The sequence below is a fragment of the Fretibacterium sp. OH1220_COT-178 genome (assembly GCF_003860125.1).
Classification (GTDB): Bacteria; Synergistota; Synergistia; order Synergistales; family Aminobacteriaceae; genus CAJPSE01.
In genome coordinates this window covers 49,703-64,888 of the sequence record NZ_RQYL01000019.1, presented here as the reverse complement: position 1 = coordinate 64,888, position 15,186 = coordinate 49,703, and the positions used below count along the sequence as shown (strand labels likewise).

Below are 15,186 nucleotides of genomic sequence, written 5' to 3'. Positions count from 1 at the left end.
GAGGGCGGAAGGATGACGGAACGATACGACGCGGCGCCCCCCGCTGCGGGAGGCGCCGACGGTTTCAACATGGTCTGGGTCGTCTTTGGGGAGACGATCCGAGACGAGGTGATGGAGGCCCTGGACGATTGTGACGTCCCGTTCTACAGCGTTTGGCGCGACGTGCTGGCCAGGGACAACGAGGGGGAGGGAACGCGCTGGGACGACGCCGTCTTTCCCGGAAAGAACTGGATGGTGCAGTTCGTCTGTGACGACGCCCGCCTGGACGACGCGATGTCGGCCCTGAGCCGGCTCCTCCAGGACCCCTTCATCGCCCAGAGCGGGATCAGGCTCTACGCCAACCGGGCCGCAAGACTGCTGTGAGCCCGCGGAGGGCCGCCCCGCCGGAGCGGCCCTCAGGCTCCGGCCTTCTCCCCGATGGCCGCCAGCAGCGACCGGAACGCGGCCTCGAACGCCGAGAGCCCATCCTTCAGCAGCGTGGCGCAGATCGCATCGAGGTCGATCCCCAGTTCCCCGAGCCGAGCCAGACGGTTTCGCTCCTCCTGCGGATCGCCGTCCAGCGTAAGGGCGGCGCGGCCGTGGTCCAAAAACGCGGTCAGGGTCTTGGGCGGCACCGTGTTCACCGTATCCGGCCCGATCAGCGCCTCCAGGTACAGGACGTCCGAGTAGGCGGGGTTCTTCGTCCCCGTGCTGGCCCAGAGCGGACGCTGGACCCCGGCGCCCTTTGCGGCCAGGGCGTCCCACCGCGGGCCGGAAAAGATGGTCCGGAAACGTCGGTAGGCCGCCCGGATCCCATCGACGGCGATCCTTCCCTGAAGCGCCGACTCGCCCTTCTCCACCAGCACCTTGTCCACCGCCGTATCCACGCGGCTGACGAAGACCGAGGCGACGGAGGCCACCGTCGGGGGGAGCCCCTGCAACGCCCGGGCCTCCAGGCCCCGAACGTACGCCTCCGCGACCGACGCGTACTGCTCCGCCGAGAAGATGAGCGTCGCGTTGACGTTGACCCCGGCCGCGATGCAGTCCTCGACCGCGCCGACCCCCTCGGGCGTGGCCGGGATCTTGATCATGACGTTCGGACGCCCCAGGGCGGCGAAAAGGCGACGCGCCTCGGAGACGGTGCTGTCGCGGTCCGCCGCCAGCAGCGGATTGACCTCCAGGCTCACGTAGCCGTCCAGTCCCCCGGTCCGGTCATGGACCGGCCTCAGTATGTCGGCCGCCGCTCCGACCTCCTGCAGCGTCAGGGCCTCGTAGATCGCGGACGCATCCCGCCCCTCGCGGGCCATCGCCGCGATCTCACGGTCGTAGTCCCCCGTGTTCGCAATGGCCTGCTCGAAGATCGAGGGGTTCGTCGTCACCCCGGCCACCCCCTGGCCGATCCACTCCTGCAGGCCCCCGGAAAGGATCAGGTCCCGGCTTATCGTATCCAGCCAAATGCTCTGCCCCAGCTCCGCCACATCGTGCAGCACGGTCCTCATGACCGTCATCGCCTCCCGTTGTTTTTTCGTCCCCCGCCCGGGCGGCGGGGCAAGCCCCTCGCCCTCCCAGTGGAAGCGCCCCATGTCCACCCGCCCGTCGGGCGTGAAGACGATCCCCTCCCGCTCGAGGAGACGCCTCTGCCCGCCGGGCCCGAAGGCCTCCGTCACCGATCCGTCCGACCGGACGACGCGATGGCACGGCAACCCCAGCCCCCGAGGAACACGGGCCAGAGCCCGCCCCACCGCCCGGGCGGCACGGGGCGATCCGCACCAAGCGGCCACCTGTCCGTAGGAGGCCACACGTCCCCGGGGAATCCGGGCGACGAGCGCGTAGACCTTTTCGCAAAGCTCCATCGGAACCTCCAGTATAATGGGAGCGGGTGCTTGCGTCCCCATTATACTGGATTTTCCGGGCGCGGCCGACCCGATGCCGCGACCCCGTATCGATCGTTCTCATCGTTCTCTAAGAAATGTCCGTTTTTGCATGGAGGTGTGCGCCTTGCAGGATACGAAGCGGGAGACATGGACCTGGCGGGCCGGGATGGCCGCCTATCGTCTGGGCATCAGCGCCTTTTTCGGGGGCGGCGGGCTGCGGTGGCTCCGAAAGAAGTACGCCGTCGGCCTGGACGAGCGGATGGGACGGCTCGAGGGCGTTCCCGAGGGGGGCGTCTGGGTCCACGCCGTCTCGGTCGGGGAGGTGCAGTCCGCCAGCGCCCTGATCCGCGAGATGAAGGGGGACGGGAGGGGCGCAACCCTGCCCTGCCTGCTCTCGACCGTCACTCAGACGGGCCGCGAGATGGCCGAACGGCTGATCGGCGAAGCCGCGCGGATGATCTACAGCCCCTGGGACACCCCCAAGTACGTCCGCTCGGCGCTCGACGCCGCCCGCCCCAGGGCCTACGTCGCGATGGAGACGGAGCGCTGGCCCCAGATGCTCTCGGAGCTGAAGGCGCGGGGAATCCCCGCCTTTCTGGCGAACGGCAGGCTCTCCGAGAAGAGCTTCGGGAAGCTCCGGAAACAGGCCCCCTTCTGGCGCGGCGTGCTCTCCTGCTTCGAGCGCCTTCTGGTGCGCTTCGACGAGGACCGGGAGCATTTCCTGGCGCTGGGCGTGCCCGCGGAGCGGATCGTCGTGACGGGCGACTGCAAGGTGGACGCCCTGAAGGCCCGAAAGGAGGAGGCCGATCCGTCACGATGGGGTCACCTGCGCCGGGGGGACGCCCCCCTGTTCGTGGCCGGCAGCACCCATCGGGGAGAGGACGAGATCGTGATAGCGGCCTTCCGCGAGCTGCGGAGCCGGCATCCGGGTGCCCGTCTGGTGATCGTGCCGCGCCACCCCGAGCGCGCCCTGTTCGTGGTCGCCGCAGCGCTCCCCTACCCCGAACTCCAGGCGGACCTGCTCTCGCGCCTGCCCGAGGACTGGGACGTCGCGGTCGCCGACCGGATCGGGCCGCTCTTCGACCTCTACTCCGCGGCCGACGCGGCGTTCGTCGGCGGCAGCCTCGTGCAGAAGGGCGGACAGAACCCGCTGGAGCCCGCGCTGCTGGGCATCCCGGCCGCGCACGGCCCCGACATGGCCGACTTCCCGGACACGGCCCGCATGGACCGGATGGGGGCCGCCAAGCGCGTCGGCAACTGCCGCGAGCTCGCCGACGCCTGGGAGCGGGCCCTGGCCCCCTCCGAGAGGGAGCGCGTCCGCGGGGCCTGCCGGGACTACTTCGACACCCTCGGCGGGGCGGCGGGGAGGACGTGGGAGGTCATCAGAAGCTACCTGAACTGATTCCCCCGCACCCGCGGGGACATTGCTGGAGGGAACCTCATGAAATCAAGCACGCTGTTCGGCCGGCCCCTGGTCGAATCCTTTCGTGCGTCGCTGGACGAACGTTCGCGCGATGCCCTGGCCTCGGCGGTCGAGCGTATCGTCCGGGCCAAGCGCCGCGGCGGCAGGGTCATGGTCGTCACGGGGAGCGGCCCCAACATCCACGAGGGCGTCACGACCCTGATCGCGGAGCTGATCCGCGTCGGGCTGGTGGACGCGGTCTCCACGAGCTCCGCCGTCGTCTCGCACGAGATGGGAGGGGCGCTCGACCGGGTGTGGCGGGTGGACGCCGCGGCTCTGGGCATGGACATGGAAACCATGCCGCGGGGCGACCTGTTCGAGTTCACGCGGATGGAGGACGCGGAGTGGGAAGCCCTGAAGCGGGAGATGCCCCTGGACGACGCGCTTCTGGAGCGGGGCCGGGGGCTTCCGGTCCACAGCGAGATCGTCAAGGCGGCCGGGAACATGGCCTATCCGATGGGCCTGAGGGGCGAGCGCCTGGCGGGCGAGATCCTGACCCTGGCCCAGCTCTACGGGCTCCCCTTCGAGGCCGTCGCCGGCTGGGGCTGCGACCCCCACACCATGCTGGGCGCGGCCGACGCGCGCGGCGTGCCGGTCCTGGTGACGATCCCGCAGCTGGTCGGCGGAGGGGCCATCGGAATGGCCGTCGGCGACAGCATCCCCGTCTCGGCGCGCTCCATGAGGCTGGCCCGCATGATCGCCGACTGCGAGGTCATCGTCGAGTCCGCCGTCGCCCTGACCCAGGAGATCCACGACGGCCCCTTCGAGTGCTACACGGGGCACGGCATCTGGGCCTCCTGGTCGCGGCAGTTCACCTACAGCCTCAGGGACAGGACGCTGATCCGCATCGACCTGGACGAGAATCTGAGGCGCGCCGTCGACCTGAACGCCACGGTCCAGGAGGCCATCGACAAGGGGCTCCCCAAGACGAAGGTGGCGCGGATCCCCTTCCGCATGGAGATGTCCGCCTTCGCCCGCCACGAGGGCAGCGTCCCGATCATCGGCGACATCGGCAGGGTCTGGCCCGTCCTGGCCCACGACGTGGCCCGGGAGCTGGACGTGGAGCTGGAGTTCCTCTCCGCCTCCCAGGACACGCCGGAGGGCGCGGCGATGCGCGAGTGGATCGTGGAGGCCGTCCGGCCGCTCGACCGGGACCGGATGCTGGACCGGGCGCGGACGTGGCGCTGACCCTTCGCCCGCCCCTCGGGCCGGTCGGGTCCGGCGGCGCCCGGGGCGAGGACGCAACGGAAGGGCTCCGTTCCCTGCTGACGGGGCACCCCCTGTTCGAGGGGGTCGAAGGGGCCGATTTCCCGGCCCTGCTGGACTGCCTCGGCGCGGGGAAAAGGGATTTCTCCAAGGGGGCCTTCATCTTCACCGCCGGGGAGGACGTGCTCCGGGTCGGGCTCGTCCTCTCGGGCGGCGTCGCGGTCATCAAGGAGGACGCCTGGGGCAACCGGACGATCCTCGCCCGGCTCGAGCCCGGAGAGCTCTTCGGCGAGGCCTTTTCCTGCTCGACCCAGAAGAGCCTGACCGTGAGCGTGGTCGCGGAGGAGCCCTGCCGGATCCTGTTCCTGGACTTCCGCGGGGCCCTGGCGCTCCCCGACCGGTCGGCGCTCCGGAAGCTCGTCCGGAACATGCTGCGCATCCTGGCCGACAAGAACGTCATGCTCACGCAGCGGATCGAGGCGCTCGCCAGGCGGACCATCCGGGAGAAGCTCTCGGCCTATCTCTCCGACCAGGCGCGGCGGGCGGGGCGAAACGCATTCGACGTTCCCTTCGACCGCCAGGCCCTGGCGGACTACCTCTGCGTGGACCGCAGCGCGCTCTCGCGGGAGCTGGGCCGGATGCGGGACGAGGGGCTTCTGACTTACCGAAAAAACCGCTTCACCCTGCATTGAGGGGGAGAGATTCATGGACAAGACCAACGCGATGCGCATCCTGGACGCCAAAAGGGCCGAATACGAGGCCCTCTCCTACCCCGCGTCCGAGGCCGTGAGCGCCCTCGAGGCGGCGCGCCTGCTGGGGATCGGGCCCGAGAGGATCTTCAAGACGCTGGTCACGGTCGGCAGGACGCGGGACCACTACGTCTTCGTCGTCCCGGCGACGGGCGAACTGGACCTGCGGAAGGCCGCGAGGGCCGTGGGGGAGAAGTCCGTGGAGATGGTGCGCTCGAAGGAGCTCCTGCCCCTGACGGGCTACGTGCACGGCGGATGCTCGCCCGTGGGGATGAAAAAAACTTTCCGCACCGTGATCGACGCGTCCGCGGAGCGGCTCGGCACGATCGTCGTCAGCGCGGGCCGGATCGGGCTGCAGATGAGGATCGCCCTCGGCGAGCTGCGCAAGGCGCTGCCCTTCTCCCTGGCCGACCTGACCGAGGAAGCGGGCCGGGAAGGGATCGCCCCGGGACCGGCCCATCCGTGAAGCACGGCCGGAGGCGCGCAAAAGGGGGCGGCCAGGCGCCGCCCCCTGCAATCCGCTCCCTCGCGTCATCCGAAATTCAGCGCTTCAGCCGCTTGTTGATCTCCTCGAACTCCCGGCGGATCGTCTCGTTCTCGAAGGGACGGATCTCCGGCATCGAGAGCGCGTGGATGGAGTCGAAAAGCTCCAGCCCCGAGCGGATGAGGTTCCGCAGGTCGCCCGAGCTCCGCACCGTCCGGTAGGTGTTCTCCGCCAGGTCCCGGTTGCGCCGCAGGTCGGTCAGGTTGTCCAGAACCCCCTTGCGCTGCGAGTCCAGAAGCTGCATGTAGAGGTCGGCGACCCGCAGGGTCATGGCGTTGGACTCCGCATTGAGGGAGAAGGACCGCCTCTGGGCCTCCGTGTAGCCCTTCTGACCGGCCTTGGCCAGCGCGTCCCGGCGAAGCGCCTCCGCCTCCTTGGCGATCTCGCCCAGCCGCGGCTTGTAGTCCTCGTCGATCTTGCGCACCAGCTCCTCCTGCGTGTGGATCAGCAGGTCGTTCAGCACCAGGTACAGCCCGCTGTACCGGCGGTTGATCTCCAGATTGTCCCGATCCTCCCGGGAGAGCTCCGCCAGCTTCTCGACCATCGCCCGGACGTTGGCGAACACCACGGCGTTCTGCAAAAGATCGTCCCCCGTCACCGAGCTCAGCAGGACGTCGATCTGTCCCTGGTCTAGCTGGAGCCCCAGGGCGCGCAGCGCCTCCGCAAGCTGCGCGTTGACCTCCGAGAGCGCCCTCTCCCTGTGCGAGATCTCCTCCTCCAGCTCCGAGAGGCGCTCGTCGATCTTCGCCCGGGTCCTCACCCAGGGCAGACGGGAGGTCTCCGGGGCCGAGATGCGCTCATTTCTGAGCCCGTCCGCCTCCAGGCGCAGCCCGGGGATGTCCGTCCGAAGCTCCAGGGCCTGGCGCCGCAGGTCCCCGGCCCGTCCCTGGACCAGAATCTCGAGCGCCTGGTCCAGCAGCTCGTCGATCTTCTTCGCGTTGCTGGACTTGTCCGCGCCGAACCACGAGGAGGCCGGCAGCGTCTCCTGCCTGTCCCGCAGGGCGAGGGCCTCCGAGAGCGTCCCGGTCAGGCGCCCCCACTTCTCGACCAGATAGCCCGGCAGGGAGTCCTCCGAGGTGGAGAAGGCCGGTGCGGCCAGCAGAAACAGAGCGAATCCCGCCGCCAGGACACGCCTCCCCATTCGGCCCGAAGCCCCGCGCTCCGCGCCGTATCCCCGCACGTTTCCCTCATGCACCCTCATACCGAACGCCTCCCCAAGGACGACGGGCCGTCAGAAATTTTTCGGCGAAATGATATCATAGTTGCGTCGTCGTCCGCACCGTGATATCGCCGTATTTTCGCATCTCATTTCAAGGAAAAGGAGGGATCCCCCGGCACCGCATTTTCTCTCCACCCGATCGGGACGAGGACGGTTTCACATTTCACCCTATTTCATCAAGGAGGCTTTGTCGTGTCCAACGTTTCAACCCCAAGCGCAAAGACAAAGGAAATCGGGCTCAGCGGAGCACTGGGCATCTTCGGCACCATCCTGCTCATCATCGTCGCGGGACGCCTCGCCTTCGGCTTCGACGTCGCGCTCCTGCTGATGTTCTGCGGGATGTTCACGACGGCGATGTTCTGCTTCCGCTACGGCTACTCCTGGAACGAGCTCTTCGACGGAGGGGTCGTGCCCATGGTGGCCCGGGCCACGGGCGCCATCATGATCCTGCTGACCGTGGGGCCGCTGATCGCCGTCTGGATGGCCTCGGGGACCATCCCCTACCTCATCTACACCGGCCTCAAGCTGCTGAGCCCTAAGGTCTTCCTGCCCGCGGCGTTCCTCATCTGCTGCCTCTCCTCCTGCTTCACGGGGACCTCCTGGGGCACCGCCGCGACCTTCGGCGTCGCCTTCATCGGCATCGCGCAGGGGCTCGGCGTCTCCCTGCCCGCGACGGCGGGCGCCATCGTCGCCGGCGCCTACTTCGGGGACAAGCTGAGCCCCGTCTCCGACACGACGGTCCTGGCCGCGGCCGTCGCCGAGGTGGAGGTGGTGGACCACATCCGCTCCATGCTCTGGACCACCGTCCCCGCCTTCCTGATCGGCCTGGGGATCTACGCCTACATCGGCTCGCAGGGCGTGGGCGAACTCGACATGTCGCAGGTCGACGCCATCGTCGGCGCCATCGGCAAGACCTTCCGCCTGACCCCGCTGTCCCTGATCCCTCCGTTCGTGGTCCTGGCCCTGGCCTACAAGCGCTATCCGACCCTGCCCGTCCTGTGGGTGGCGATCGTCGTCTCCATCCCCCTGGCGCTGCTCCAGGGCTACGATCTCACGACGACGGTCAAGTTCATGGCCTCCGGCCCCAAGATCGCGACGGGGCTCGAGGCCCTCGACAAGCTGCTGAGCCGCGGAGGGCTGGCCTTCATGTCCGGCTCCGTCGTCGTGGTCTTCTTCGCCTATCTCTTCGCGGGGCAGCTGGAGTACACCGGCACCTTCCGTACCCTGTGCGAGTCGCTGCGCGCGCGTTTCATCGGCAACAGCCGCGGGCGCTTCGTCATGTCCGCCTCCCTGACGGGCATCCTGACCGGGCTGGGCACCGGGAACTCCTACCTCAGCGAGATCGTCCCCGGCACCATGTACAAGGACCTCTGCGACGAGATGAACATCTCCCGGCGCGTCCTCTCCCGTACACTGGAGGACTCCGGGACCGTGGTGGTGCCCCTGATCCCCTGGTCGGCCGCGGGCATCTACATGTCCACCGTCCTGGGCGTCTCCGTCGTCGAGTACGCCCCCTGGGCCGTGCTCTGCTACGCCGGCTTTCTGACCGCGTGGTTCTACGGCTTCACCGGCATCGGCATCTGGCCGTCGGAACTGAAGAAACAGGCCTAGCATGCTGCTGATCGAAAACGCGAATATCCTCTCCCCAGCCCCCCTCGGGCTGGGGACGCTTGTGGTCGTGGGGGAGAGGATCGCCGCCGTGCACCCCGCCGGCGCCGCCGGGGAGCTGAGGCAGCACATGGAGCGACTCGGCCCGGAGGTCACGGTGCTCGACGCGCAGGGGGCCAAGGTGCTGCCCGGCGTGATCGACCGCCACGTGCATTTCAACGGCGCGGGCGGCGAGGGCGGGCCCCGATTTCGGACGCCGCCGCTTCAGCTCTCCTCGTTCGTCCGGGCCGGGGTCACCTCGGCGGTGGGGCTCACGGGGACCGACGGCACCTGCCGGGGCCTGCGCGACCTCCTGATGAAGGCGCGCGGACTGGAGGAGGAGGGGCTGAGCACCTGGATCCTGACGGGCAGCTACGCCGTCCCCTCCCCCACGCTGACGGGCGGCGTGATGGACGACCTCTGCCTGATCGACAAGGTGATCGGGCTCAAGATCGCCCTGTCGGACCACCGAAGCTCGCACCCCACGGTGGAGGAACTGCGCCGGGCCGTCTCCGACGCCCGCGTCGGCGGGATGCTGGCCGGCAAGGCCGGGACGGTCTGCGTCCACATGGGCTCGGAGCCGTCGGCCTTCGACCCCCTGCTCGCCGCCATCGAGGGGACGGACGTACCGCTGGCGCAGTTCGCCCCCACCCACGTCTCGCGCAGCGAGGCGCTGCTGGAGAGGGCCGTGGAGTACGGGCTGCGGGGCGGCAACCTCGACATCACCGCGGCCCCCGGGGAAAGGCCCGTGTTCGGGCTCCCGACGAGGCGGGCCGTGAAGCGCCTGCTGGCCGGCGGCGTGGCGGCGGAGCGCATCACCCTCAGCTCCGACGGCAACGGCAGCATGCCCCGCTTCGACGCGGGCGGCAAGCTCGTCGGCATGGGGATCGGCCCCATCGACTCCGTCCTCGCCTGCGTGCTCGAGCTGATGGAGGACCCCGAGGTGGGGCCGGAAAAGGCCGTCGGCATGGCGACGAGCCACGTGGCCGACCAGCTCTGCCTGCCCCGCAAGGGGCGCCTGAAGGAGGGCTGCGACGCCGACATCCTGGTCCTGGACGGGAACGACGCCCTGCGCCACGTCGTGGCCAGGGGGCGCGTGATGATGCGGGACGGGGGGGTGCTGGCCAGAGGGACGTTCGAGACGCAGGAGTGAGTTCCCCGCCTCCTTCCGCTTGACCCTCCCCCTGCGGGAGGGTTTATAGTGAGGCCATCGAGAAAGGAGAGACGCCATGAGCAACCTGCTGACGATCGGAGAGTTCTCCAGGGCGACGATGCTCTCGGTGAAGGCGCTGCGGTTCTACGACGAGAAGGGCCTGCTGAGGCCCGTGTGGATCGACGACGCGACGGGCTACCGCCACTACTCGGCGGGGCAGTTCGTGGAGGCGCTACGCATCCGCCGACTGAGGGAGCTGGACGTGCCGCTGGAGGAGATCCGGGCATTCCTGACCGCCAGGGAGCCCGGGGCGATCGCCTCCTTTCTCGACCGGCACCGCCGGGTGCTCCAGGAACGCCTGAGGAAGGGACACAGGGACCTGGAGCTCCTGGAAAAACTCACTTTGGAAAAGGAGGCGTTTTTCTTGTCCTACGAGGTCACCGTCCGAGAGGTGGCGCCCGTCCGGGCGCTGACGCACCGCTGCTTCATCACGATGGAGAACATATCGGAGGAGAGCCACCGGATCTTCACGGAGCTGTGGAACCACCTGGAACGGAACGGCAGCGCCTACGGCGGGGAGTGCTTCGACATCTATTACGGGGAGGAGTTCGACCCCAACAACATCGACGTCGAATTCTGCCTGTCCTTCACGAACCCTGTCCCGGACACGGACCGGCTGAAGGTCCGGACGGTTCCCGGCGGCCCGATGGCCTGCACCCTGCACAAGGGACCCTACGACCAGCTGGAGGGCGCCTACACCGCGCTGCGGCATTGGATGAAGGAGAACGGCTACGAGCCCGTGTCGGGGTCCGACGGCGCGCGGAACGTCTACCTGAACAGCCCTCACGAGGTCCCGCCGGAGGAGCTGCGCACCGAGGTCCAGTGGCCGGTGCGCAAGGCACGATAAGCAGGCGGCCAGATCTGGTAAAGCCCCTGATGAAGCCCCTAAGCTCGAAAACGCAAATCAGAGATTTGCTTTCTCGCTTATAAGCGACTCGCACAGCTCGTTCCTCGCCGGCTCTCCGCTTATCTGCGGGCTGAAAGCCCGCAGACGCCGTGCCGGTCGCTTGGGAGCTTTATCGGTTGCTTCATCAGGGGGAGGCAGGTAATTGCCTCCGCGTCGAACGCGATTGGGTATGACATTACATTTTCATGAGGAGGGGAAGGGCGCTCGAAAGCACCGCGATCGAGGCCTCGTACTCGGGGAGCGGGAGGTGCTCCCCGTCGGTGTGGTCCAGCCTGCCGTCCCCGGGGCCGTAGGCGGCCATGGGGCATTTCCAGGCGGCGGCCAGGTTGAAGTCGGCGGTCCCCCCCTTGGCAAGAATCCTTGGGGCCAGGCCGTTTCTGCGGATGCCCAGGCGCAGCGCCCGCGCTACGGCGTTGTCCTTGTCCTCGACGTGCGGGGGGATGGCGGCGAGGATCCCGATCGAGACGCCCCTCCGTTCCGTCGCCGAGGCGGCGGCGTTCAGCCAGTCCTGCGGATCGCATCCCTCCGGCAGGCGCAGGTCCAGCTCGATCCTCCCCGTCCGGCGCCCCCGTTCCTCGCCGAACATCGATACCACCGCCCCGGACGGCCGCCGAATGATCGGAAGTCCGGGAGAATCCGCGGCGTCGACAAGCGCCAGGAGGTCCGAGGCCGCGCGGACGGTCGCCGTGATCGGCCCCTCGCTTCCGCTTCGGTGCGCGCCTCCGTCCTCCGCCGAGAGGACGAGCCGGATGCAGCCGCGATAGCCTATGGTGACTCCATCCGTGCCCGAGGGCTCGCCGACGATGCAGGCCGCGGGCGCGTGCTGGGGGATCCGGTGGCGCGCGCCGCGCGAGTCGGTCTCCTCGCCCACGGCGGCGACGAGGGTGACCCTCCAGCCGGCGGAGACCGGCACGTTTCCGCCGGCGACCGCAAAGGCGCACAACGGCCCCTTCGCGTCCACGCTCCCGCGTCCCCAAAGGCAATCCCCCTTCAGGGCGCAGGGCGGACCGCCCGGCACGGTGTCGATGTGCCCCAGCAGGACGATCTCCCTTTCCCCGGAACCCCGGGAGGCGACGACGTTCCCCACGCCGTCGATCTCGACGCGCTCCCATCCGACGGAGGGGAGCGCGTCCGCGAGATGGCGGCACGCCTCCCCCTCGTCCCCGCTCGGGCTGGGGATGGAGACGAGCTTTGTGAGGAGCTCCACGGAGCCTTTCACGCCGCCTCCGCCTTCAGGGCGTCCGCGAGTACGGCGGCCGCCCTGTCGAAGTCCTCCCGCACGGCGGGAAAGGGAGGGAGAAAGCGCACCACCGACGGGCCCGCCGGCAGGGCCAGGACCCCGTTCCGCTGCATCCGGCGGATGACGGGCGCGGCCTTCACGGTCAGCTCCACGCCGTTCAGCAGTCCCATGCCCCGGACCTCCGCGATCAGGGGGGAATCGATCCCCTTGAGGAGCTTCCTGAAATACTCCCCTCCCGACCGGGCCCCGGCGATCGGGGTCCCCTCCTCCAGAAGGCCCAGCGCGGCCTCGGCGACGGCCAGGACCAGCGGATTCCCGCCGTAAGTGGAGCCGTGTCCGCCGGGCGCGAAATCCCCCAGCTCCTTCTTCCACAGGGTGAGTCCGACGGGCAGACCCCCGGCGACGCCCTTGGCGAAGCACAGGATGTCCGGCTCCAGCCCGGCGAGCGAACTCGCCGAAAACGCCCCGCAGCGCCCCCATCCGCACTGCACCTCGTCGCAGACGAGCAATGCCCCCGTCCGGGCACAGGCCGCGCCGATCGCCGCGCCGAGCGAGGCGGACAGGGGATGGACGCCGCCCTCCCCCTGGATCGGCTCGACGAAGACCGCGGCCGTGTCCCCGTCGACGGCCCCCGGCAGCTCCTCGGGCCTCACGTGCAGGACCGGCGCCAGGAGGTGCGTCCAGCTCCTGCGGTACTGCGGATTGAAGGTGAGGGCGAGCGCCCCGAGAGTCCGGCCGTGGAAGGCGCGCCGCAGGGCAAGGATCTTCCTCCTCTCGGGGCGGAGGGCAACCGCGAGCTTCAGCGCCGCCTCGATCGACTCCGTGCCGCTGTTGCAATAGAAGAGCGACCGCCCGGGGAGCAGGCGGTTCAGGCGCGCCTTGAGCCGGTCCCGAACCTCCGCCCCCATGCCCGGTCCGATGGTCCAGGGCCGACCGGAGGCGTTCGCCAGGGCTTCCCTGAGCCGGGGATGGGCATGGCCGAAGAGCGCCGCGCCGCTGCCGCAGTAGAAGTCGAGATACTCCTTCCCCGCGCCGTCCCGGACGAAGGCGCCCGATCCGGAGACGATCGTCAGACCGCGGCTGCCATAGAGCCCCGACACAGCAGGGTGCCTCCTCCGTCGAGACCGGCCCCGATCGGCCGAGCGTTTCGGCTGTCCGCGATGACCACGGTCTCCGCGCCCCCCTCCAGGGCTTCCCGGGCGGCCAGCAGCTTGCGCTTCATGTTTCCCTTGGCCAGGGGCTCGAGACTTTCCCATTCGGAAAGGGTGCCCTTCTCCACCCGCGAGGACGGGTCGGACGGCGTGCGCAGGAGCCCGGGGACGTTGCTGAGGATCGCCAGCACGTCGGCCCCGACCGCCGCGGCCGCGGCCGCGGCCATGCGGTCGCCGTCCACGTTGAGGCGGGAGCCCGGGACGGCCTCGTCCGACGCCAGCGGCGGAAGCAGAGGAAGCCCGCCCGAGTCCCAGACGGAGCGGATGTCGGAGGGATCGAAGGCGGCGATGGCACCGCTGTAGTTTCCGTGCATCATCCGCACCCTGCCGTCCTCGACGACGCGAAGCGAATTCTTGCGCTTGGCGCTGGCGCCCTTCGCCGAGCCGGGATAGAGCGGGACGGCACGGACTCCGAGCCTGCCGAGCGCCGCCACCAGATCGACGGAAAAACGGCAGCAGGCGGCCTCGAAGAGGGCGAGCTCCCTCTCCCCGACGAAACGGCTTCGGAACCCTCCGGGGCTGACGACGTAGACCGGCTCCATGCCCACGGCCCGGGAGAGGTCCTCCATCATGGAGCTCGCGCCGTGGACGAGCGCCCAGCGTTCCCCGCGCCGGGTTCGGTCGGCCAGCTCCTCCAGAAGGGGGCACACGGCGTTGCCCCGTGCTCCGCCTATTTTGACCACGCCTTGGAAAGAATGGGCTCCGTTCATCGCAGAATCTCCTTTCGGCCAAAAATCATTCCCTCATCCCGCCTTTATTCCATTTCGAAATCATTTGTAGGCGAGGCGGCTTTTGCGAACCGCAGCGCAGGCGTACATAACAGTACGTCAAGCAAGGGGAGCAAAAACAACGAAGCATACGAATGATTTGAAATTGGAATTATGCCGGATAGACCGGCAGCATCCCCAACCCCTCCCCCTCCGGAAGGCCCAGCATCAGGTTCGCGGACTGCACGGCGCTGCCCGCCGCGCCCTTCATCAGGTTGTCCAGCGCGCATACGACGATCAGCCGCCTGCCGTCCTCGTGGAGGGAGAACCCCGTGAGAACCCGATTGCTCCCGGTCAGCAGCTTCGGGTCGGGAAGGCGCAGGTGCGAGGGGCGTGCCGGGCAGAGCGAGACGAACGGCTCGTCCGCATAGGCGGCGCGATAGAGCTTCCAGAGCTCCGCCTCCCGCACGGAGCGGGAGAGCGACACCTGCGCGATCATCTGGACGCCGCGGATCATCTCCACCGCCGTCATCGTCAGGGTGACCCGATCCTCGGAGAGGTCCAATTCCTGTAGGATCTCCGCGAGGTGACGGTGCCGGAACGCCTCGTAGACGCGGAGCGTCCGGCTGCGGTAGGGGTGATGGCTGCCGACGGTCGGCGCCGCCCCGGCCTCGGACGATCCGACCCGGACCTCGATTCGGGCCTCCCCGACGAGCCCCGCCCGGGCGAGGGGATAGAGGCCGAGGATGGAGCAGGACGCGTTGCAGCCCACCCCGCTCGCCAGAGAGGCGCCCCTGAGCGCCTCCCGATGCAGCTCCGGAAGACCGTAGACCGCCCGCTCCAGGAGCTCCGGATGGAGCGGGGGCGCCCCGTACCATCTCCGATAGTCCGACGCGCTCCGGAGGCGCACGTCCGCGGACAGATCGGCCACCTTGCCCCCTCTGTCCAGATAGACCTTGATGAGCGGTTGCGCCGTCCCGTGGGGAAGGGCCAGAAAGGCGACGTCCGCCTCGCGCTCCAAAGCCTCCTCCGGGGCGCTGAACACGAGCTCCGGAAACGCGCTCCGGAGGTGCGGATGCGCATGCCATACCGGCTGCCCGCTCCGGCTCCTCGAGACGGCGCAGGACACCCCGACGGAGGGGTGCGCGGCCAGAATGCGCAGGACCTCGCCCCCCGCCATGCCGTTCGCCCCCCAGACCGCCGCCCGAAACCTCGTCGTCATCCTCCT

The 15,186-nt window shown here is 69.1% G+C and carries 14 protein-coding genes; 8 read left to right on the top strand and 6 right to left on the bottom strand.

Translation table 11 applies throughout. The features are described from left to right. Positions 1-12: 12 nt before the first annotated feature. Positions 13-363, top strand: coding sequence for a PG0541 family transporter-associated protein (locus EII26_RS08580; RefSeq protein WP_233572680.1), 351 nt, complete (start codon positions 13-15; stop codon positions 361-363). Positions 364-395: 32 nt separating this feature from the next. Here the strand turns inward: EII26_RS08580 and tal are convergent, their stop codons facing one another. After that, on the bottom strand, positions 396-1,832 hold the full coding sequence (gene tal, locus EII26_RS08575; RefSeq protein WP_158612222.1) for a transaldolase: 1,437 nt from the start codon (positions 1,830-1,832) through the stop codon (positions 396-398). A 145-nt stretch (positions 1,833-1,977) separates the two neighbouring features. Between tal and EII26_RS08570 the strand changes: the two genes are divergently transcribed. Genes EII26_RS08570 through ybaK form a run of 4 tightly spaced genes read left to right on the top strand, consistent with a single transcriptional unit; the run spans position 1,978 to position 5,736 of the window. Then, positions 1,978-3,255: a 3-deoxy-D-manno-octulosonic acid transferase gene (locus tag EII26_RS08570; protein WP_158612221.1), complete on the top strand. Its 1,278-nt coding sequence runs from the start codon at positions 1,978-1,980 to the stop codon at positions 3,253-3,255. A 39-nt stretch (positions 3,256-3,294) separates the two neighbouring features. Beyond that, positions 3,295-4,503, top strand: a complete 1,209-nt coding sequence (locus EII26_RS08565; protein WP_124888740.1) for a hypothetical protein — start codon at positions 3,295-3,297, stop codon at positions 4,501-4,503. Next, entirely contained in the window at positions 4,494-5,213 is a 720-nt protein-coding gene (locus EII26_RS08560) for a Crp/Fnr family transcriptional regulator (RefSeq protein WP_199735145.1), read from the top strand. The genes EII26_RS08565 and EII26_RS08560 overlap by 10 nt, the downstream gene beginning before the upstream one ends. A 13-nt stretch (positions 5,214-5,226) precedes the next feature. Next, complete coding sequence (gene ybaK, locus EII26_RS08555; RefSeq protein WP_124888739.1) at positions 5,227-5,736, top strand: Cys-tRNA(Pro) deacylase; 510 nt, start codon at positions 5,227-5,229, stop codon at positions 5,734-5,736. Between the two features lie 76 nt (positions 5,737-5,812). Here ybaK and EII26_RS08550 read toward each other — a convergent pair whose 3' ends face one another. Beyond that, the gene (locus EII26_RS08550) at positions 5,813-7,015 is read right to left on the bottom strand and encodes a hypothetical protein (protein WP_124888738.1); all 1,203 of its coding nucleotides are present in this window, start codon (positions 7,013-7,015) and stop codon (positions 5,813-5,815) included. A 210-nt stretch (positions 7,016-7,225) separates the two neighbouring features. On the opposite strand from EII26_RS08550, the gene nhaC reads away from it, so the two are divergent. The 3 genes from nhaC to EII26_RS08535 all read left to right on the top strand — a co-directional run bounded on the left by nhaC (position 7,226) and on the right by EII26_RS08535 (position 10,740). Next, positions 7,226-8,644 (top strand): Na+/H+ antiporter NhaC, encoded by a 1,419-nt coding sequence (nhaC, locus tag EII26_RS08545; protein ID WP_124888737.1) that lies wholly within the window; start codon positions 7,226-7,228, stop codon positions 8,642-8,644. Position 8,645: 1 nt separating this feature from the next. Further along, positions 8,646-9,833: a beta-aspartyl-peptidase gene (gene iadA / locus EII26_RS08540; RefSeq protein ID WP_124888736.1), complete on the top strand. Its 1,188-nt coding sequence runs from the start codon at positions 8,646-8,648 to the stop codon at positions 9,831-9,833. A gap of 76 nt (positions 9,834-9,909) precedes the next feature. Beyond that, the gene (locus EII26_RS08535; RefSeq protein ID WP_124888735.1) at positions 9,910-10,740 is read left to right on the top strand and encodes a MerR family transcriptional regulator; all 831 of its coding nucleotides are present in this window, start codon (positions 9,910-9,912) and stop codon (positions 10,738-10,740) included. A 235-nt stretch (positions 10,741-10,975) separates the two neighbouring features. On the opposite strand, the gene EII26_RS08530 is transcribed toward EII26_RS08535, so the two are convergent. From EII26_RS08530 to argC, 4 genes are all read right to left on the bottom strand, one after another. After that, a complete protein-coding gene (locus tag EII26_RS08530) occupies positions 10,976-12,019 on the bottom strand; it encodes a M20/M25/M40 family metallo-hydrolase (protein WP_124888734.1) in 1,044 nt (347 codons plus the stop codon). After that, the gene (locus EII26_RS08525) at positions 12,016-13,140 is read right to left on the bottom strand and encodes an aspartate aminotransferase family protein (RefSeq protein ID WP_124888733.1); all 1,125 of its coding nucleotides are present in this window, start codon (positions 13,138-13,140) and stop codon (positions 12,016-12,018) included. The genes EII26_RS08530 and EII26_RS08525 overlap by 4 nt, the downstream gene beginning before the upstream one ends. Continuing rightward, positions 13,110-13,961: an amino acid kinase family protein gene (locus tag EII26_RS08520; protein WP_124888732.1), complete on the bottom strand. Its 852-nt coding sequence runs from the start codon at positions 13,959-13,961 to the stop codon at positions 13,110-13,112. The genes EII26_RS08525 and EII26_RS08520 overlap by 31 nt, the downstream gene beginning before the upstream one ends. Positions 13,962-14,130: 169 nt before the next feature. Beyond that, positions 14,131-15,180, bottom strand: coding sequence for an N-acetyl-gamma-glutamyl-phosphate reductase (argC, locus tag EII26_RS08515; protein WP_124888731.1), 1,050 nt, complete (start codon positions 15,178-15,180; stop codon positions 14,131-14,133). Between the last annotated feature and the right edge of the window lie 6 nt (positions 15,181-15,186).

What these genes read in the sequence shown, in the direction of transcription:
- EII26_RS08580 (WP_233572680.1), top strand. Translation starts at nt 13, where the DNA reads ATGACGGAACGATACGACGCGGCGCCCCCCGCTGCGGGAGGCGCCGAC.
- tal (WP_158612222.1), bottom strand. Translation starts at nt 1,832, where the DNA reads ATGGAGCTTTGCGAAAAGGTCTACGCGCTCGTCGCCCGGATTCCCCGG.
- EII26_RS08565 (WP_124888740.1), top strand. Translation starts at nt 3,295, where the DNA reads ATGAAATCAAGCACGCTGTTCGGCCGGCCCCTGGTCGAATCCTTTCGT.
- ybaK (WP_124888739.1), top strand. Translation starts at nt 5,227, where the DNA reads ATGGACAAGACCAACGCGATGCGCATCCTGGACGCCAAAAGGGCCGAA.
- EII26_RS08550 (WP_124888738.1), bottom strand. Translation starts at nt 7,015, where the DNA reads ATGAGGGTGCATGAGGGAAACGTGCGGGGATACGGCGCGGAGCGCGGG.
- iadA (WP_124888736.1), top strand. Translation starts at nt 8,646, where the DNA reads ATGCTGCTGATCGAAAACGCGAATATCCTCTCCCCAGCCCCCCTCGGG.
- EII26_RS08535 (WP_124888735.1), top strand. Translation starts at nt 9,910, where the DNA reads ATGAGCAACCTGCTGACGATCGGAGAGTTCTCCAGGGCGACGATGCTC.
- EII26_RS08520 (WP_124888732.1), bottom strand. Translation starts at nt 13,961, where the DNA reads ATGAACGGAGCCCATTCTTTCCAAGGCGTGGTCAAAATAGGCGGAGCA.
- argC (WP_124888731.1), bottom strand. Translation starts at nt 15,180, where the DNA reads ATGACGACGAGGTTTCGGGCGGCGGTCTGGGGGGCGAACGGCATGGCG.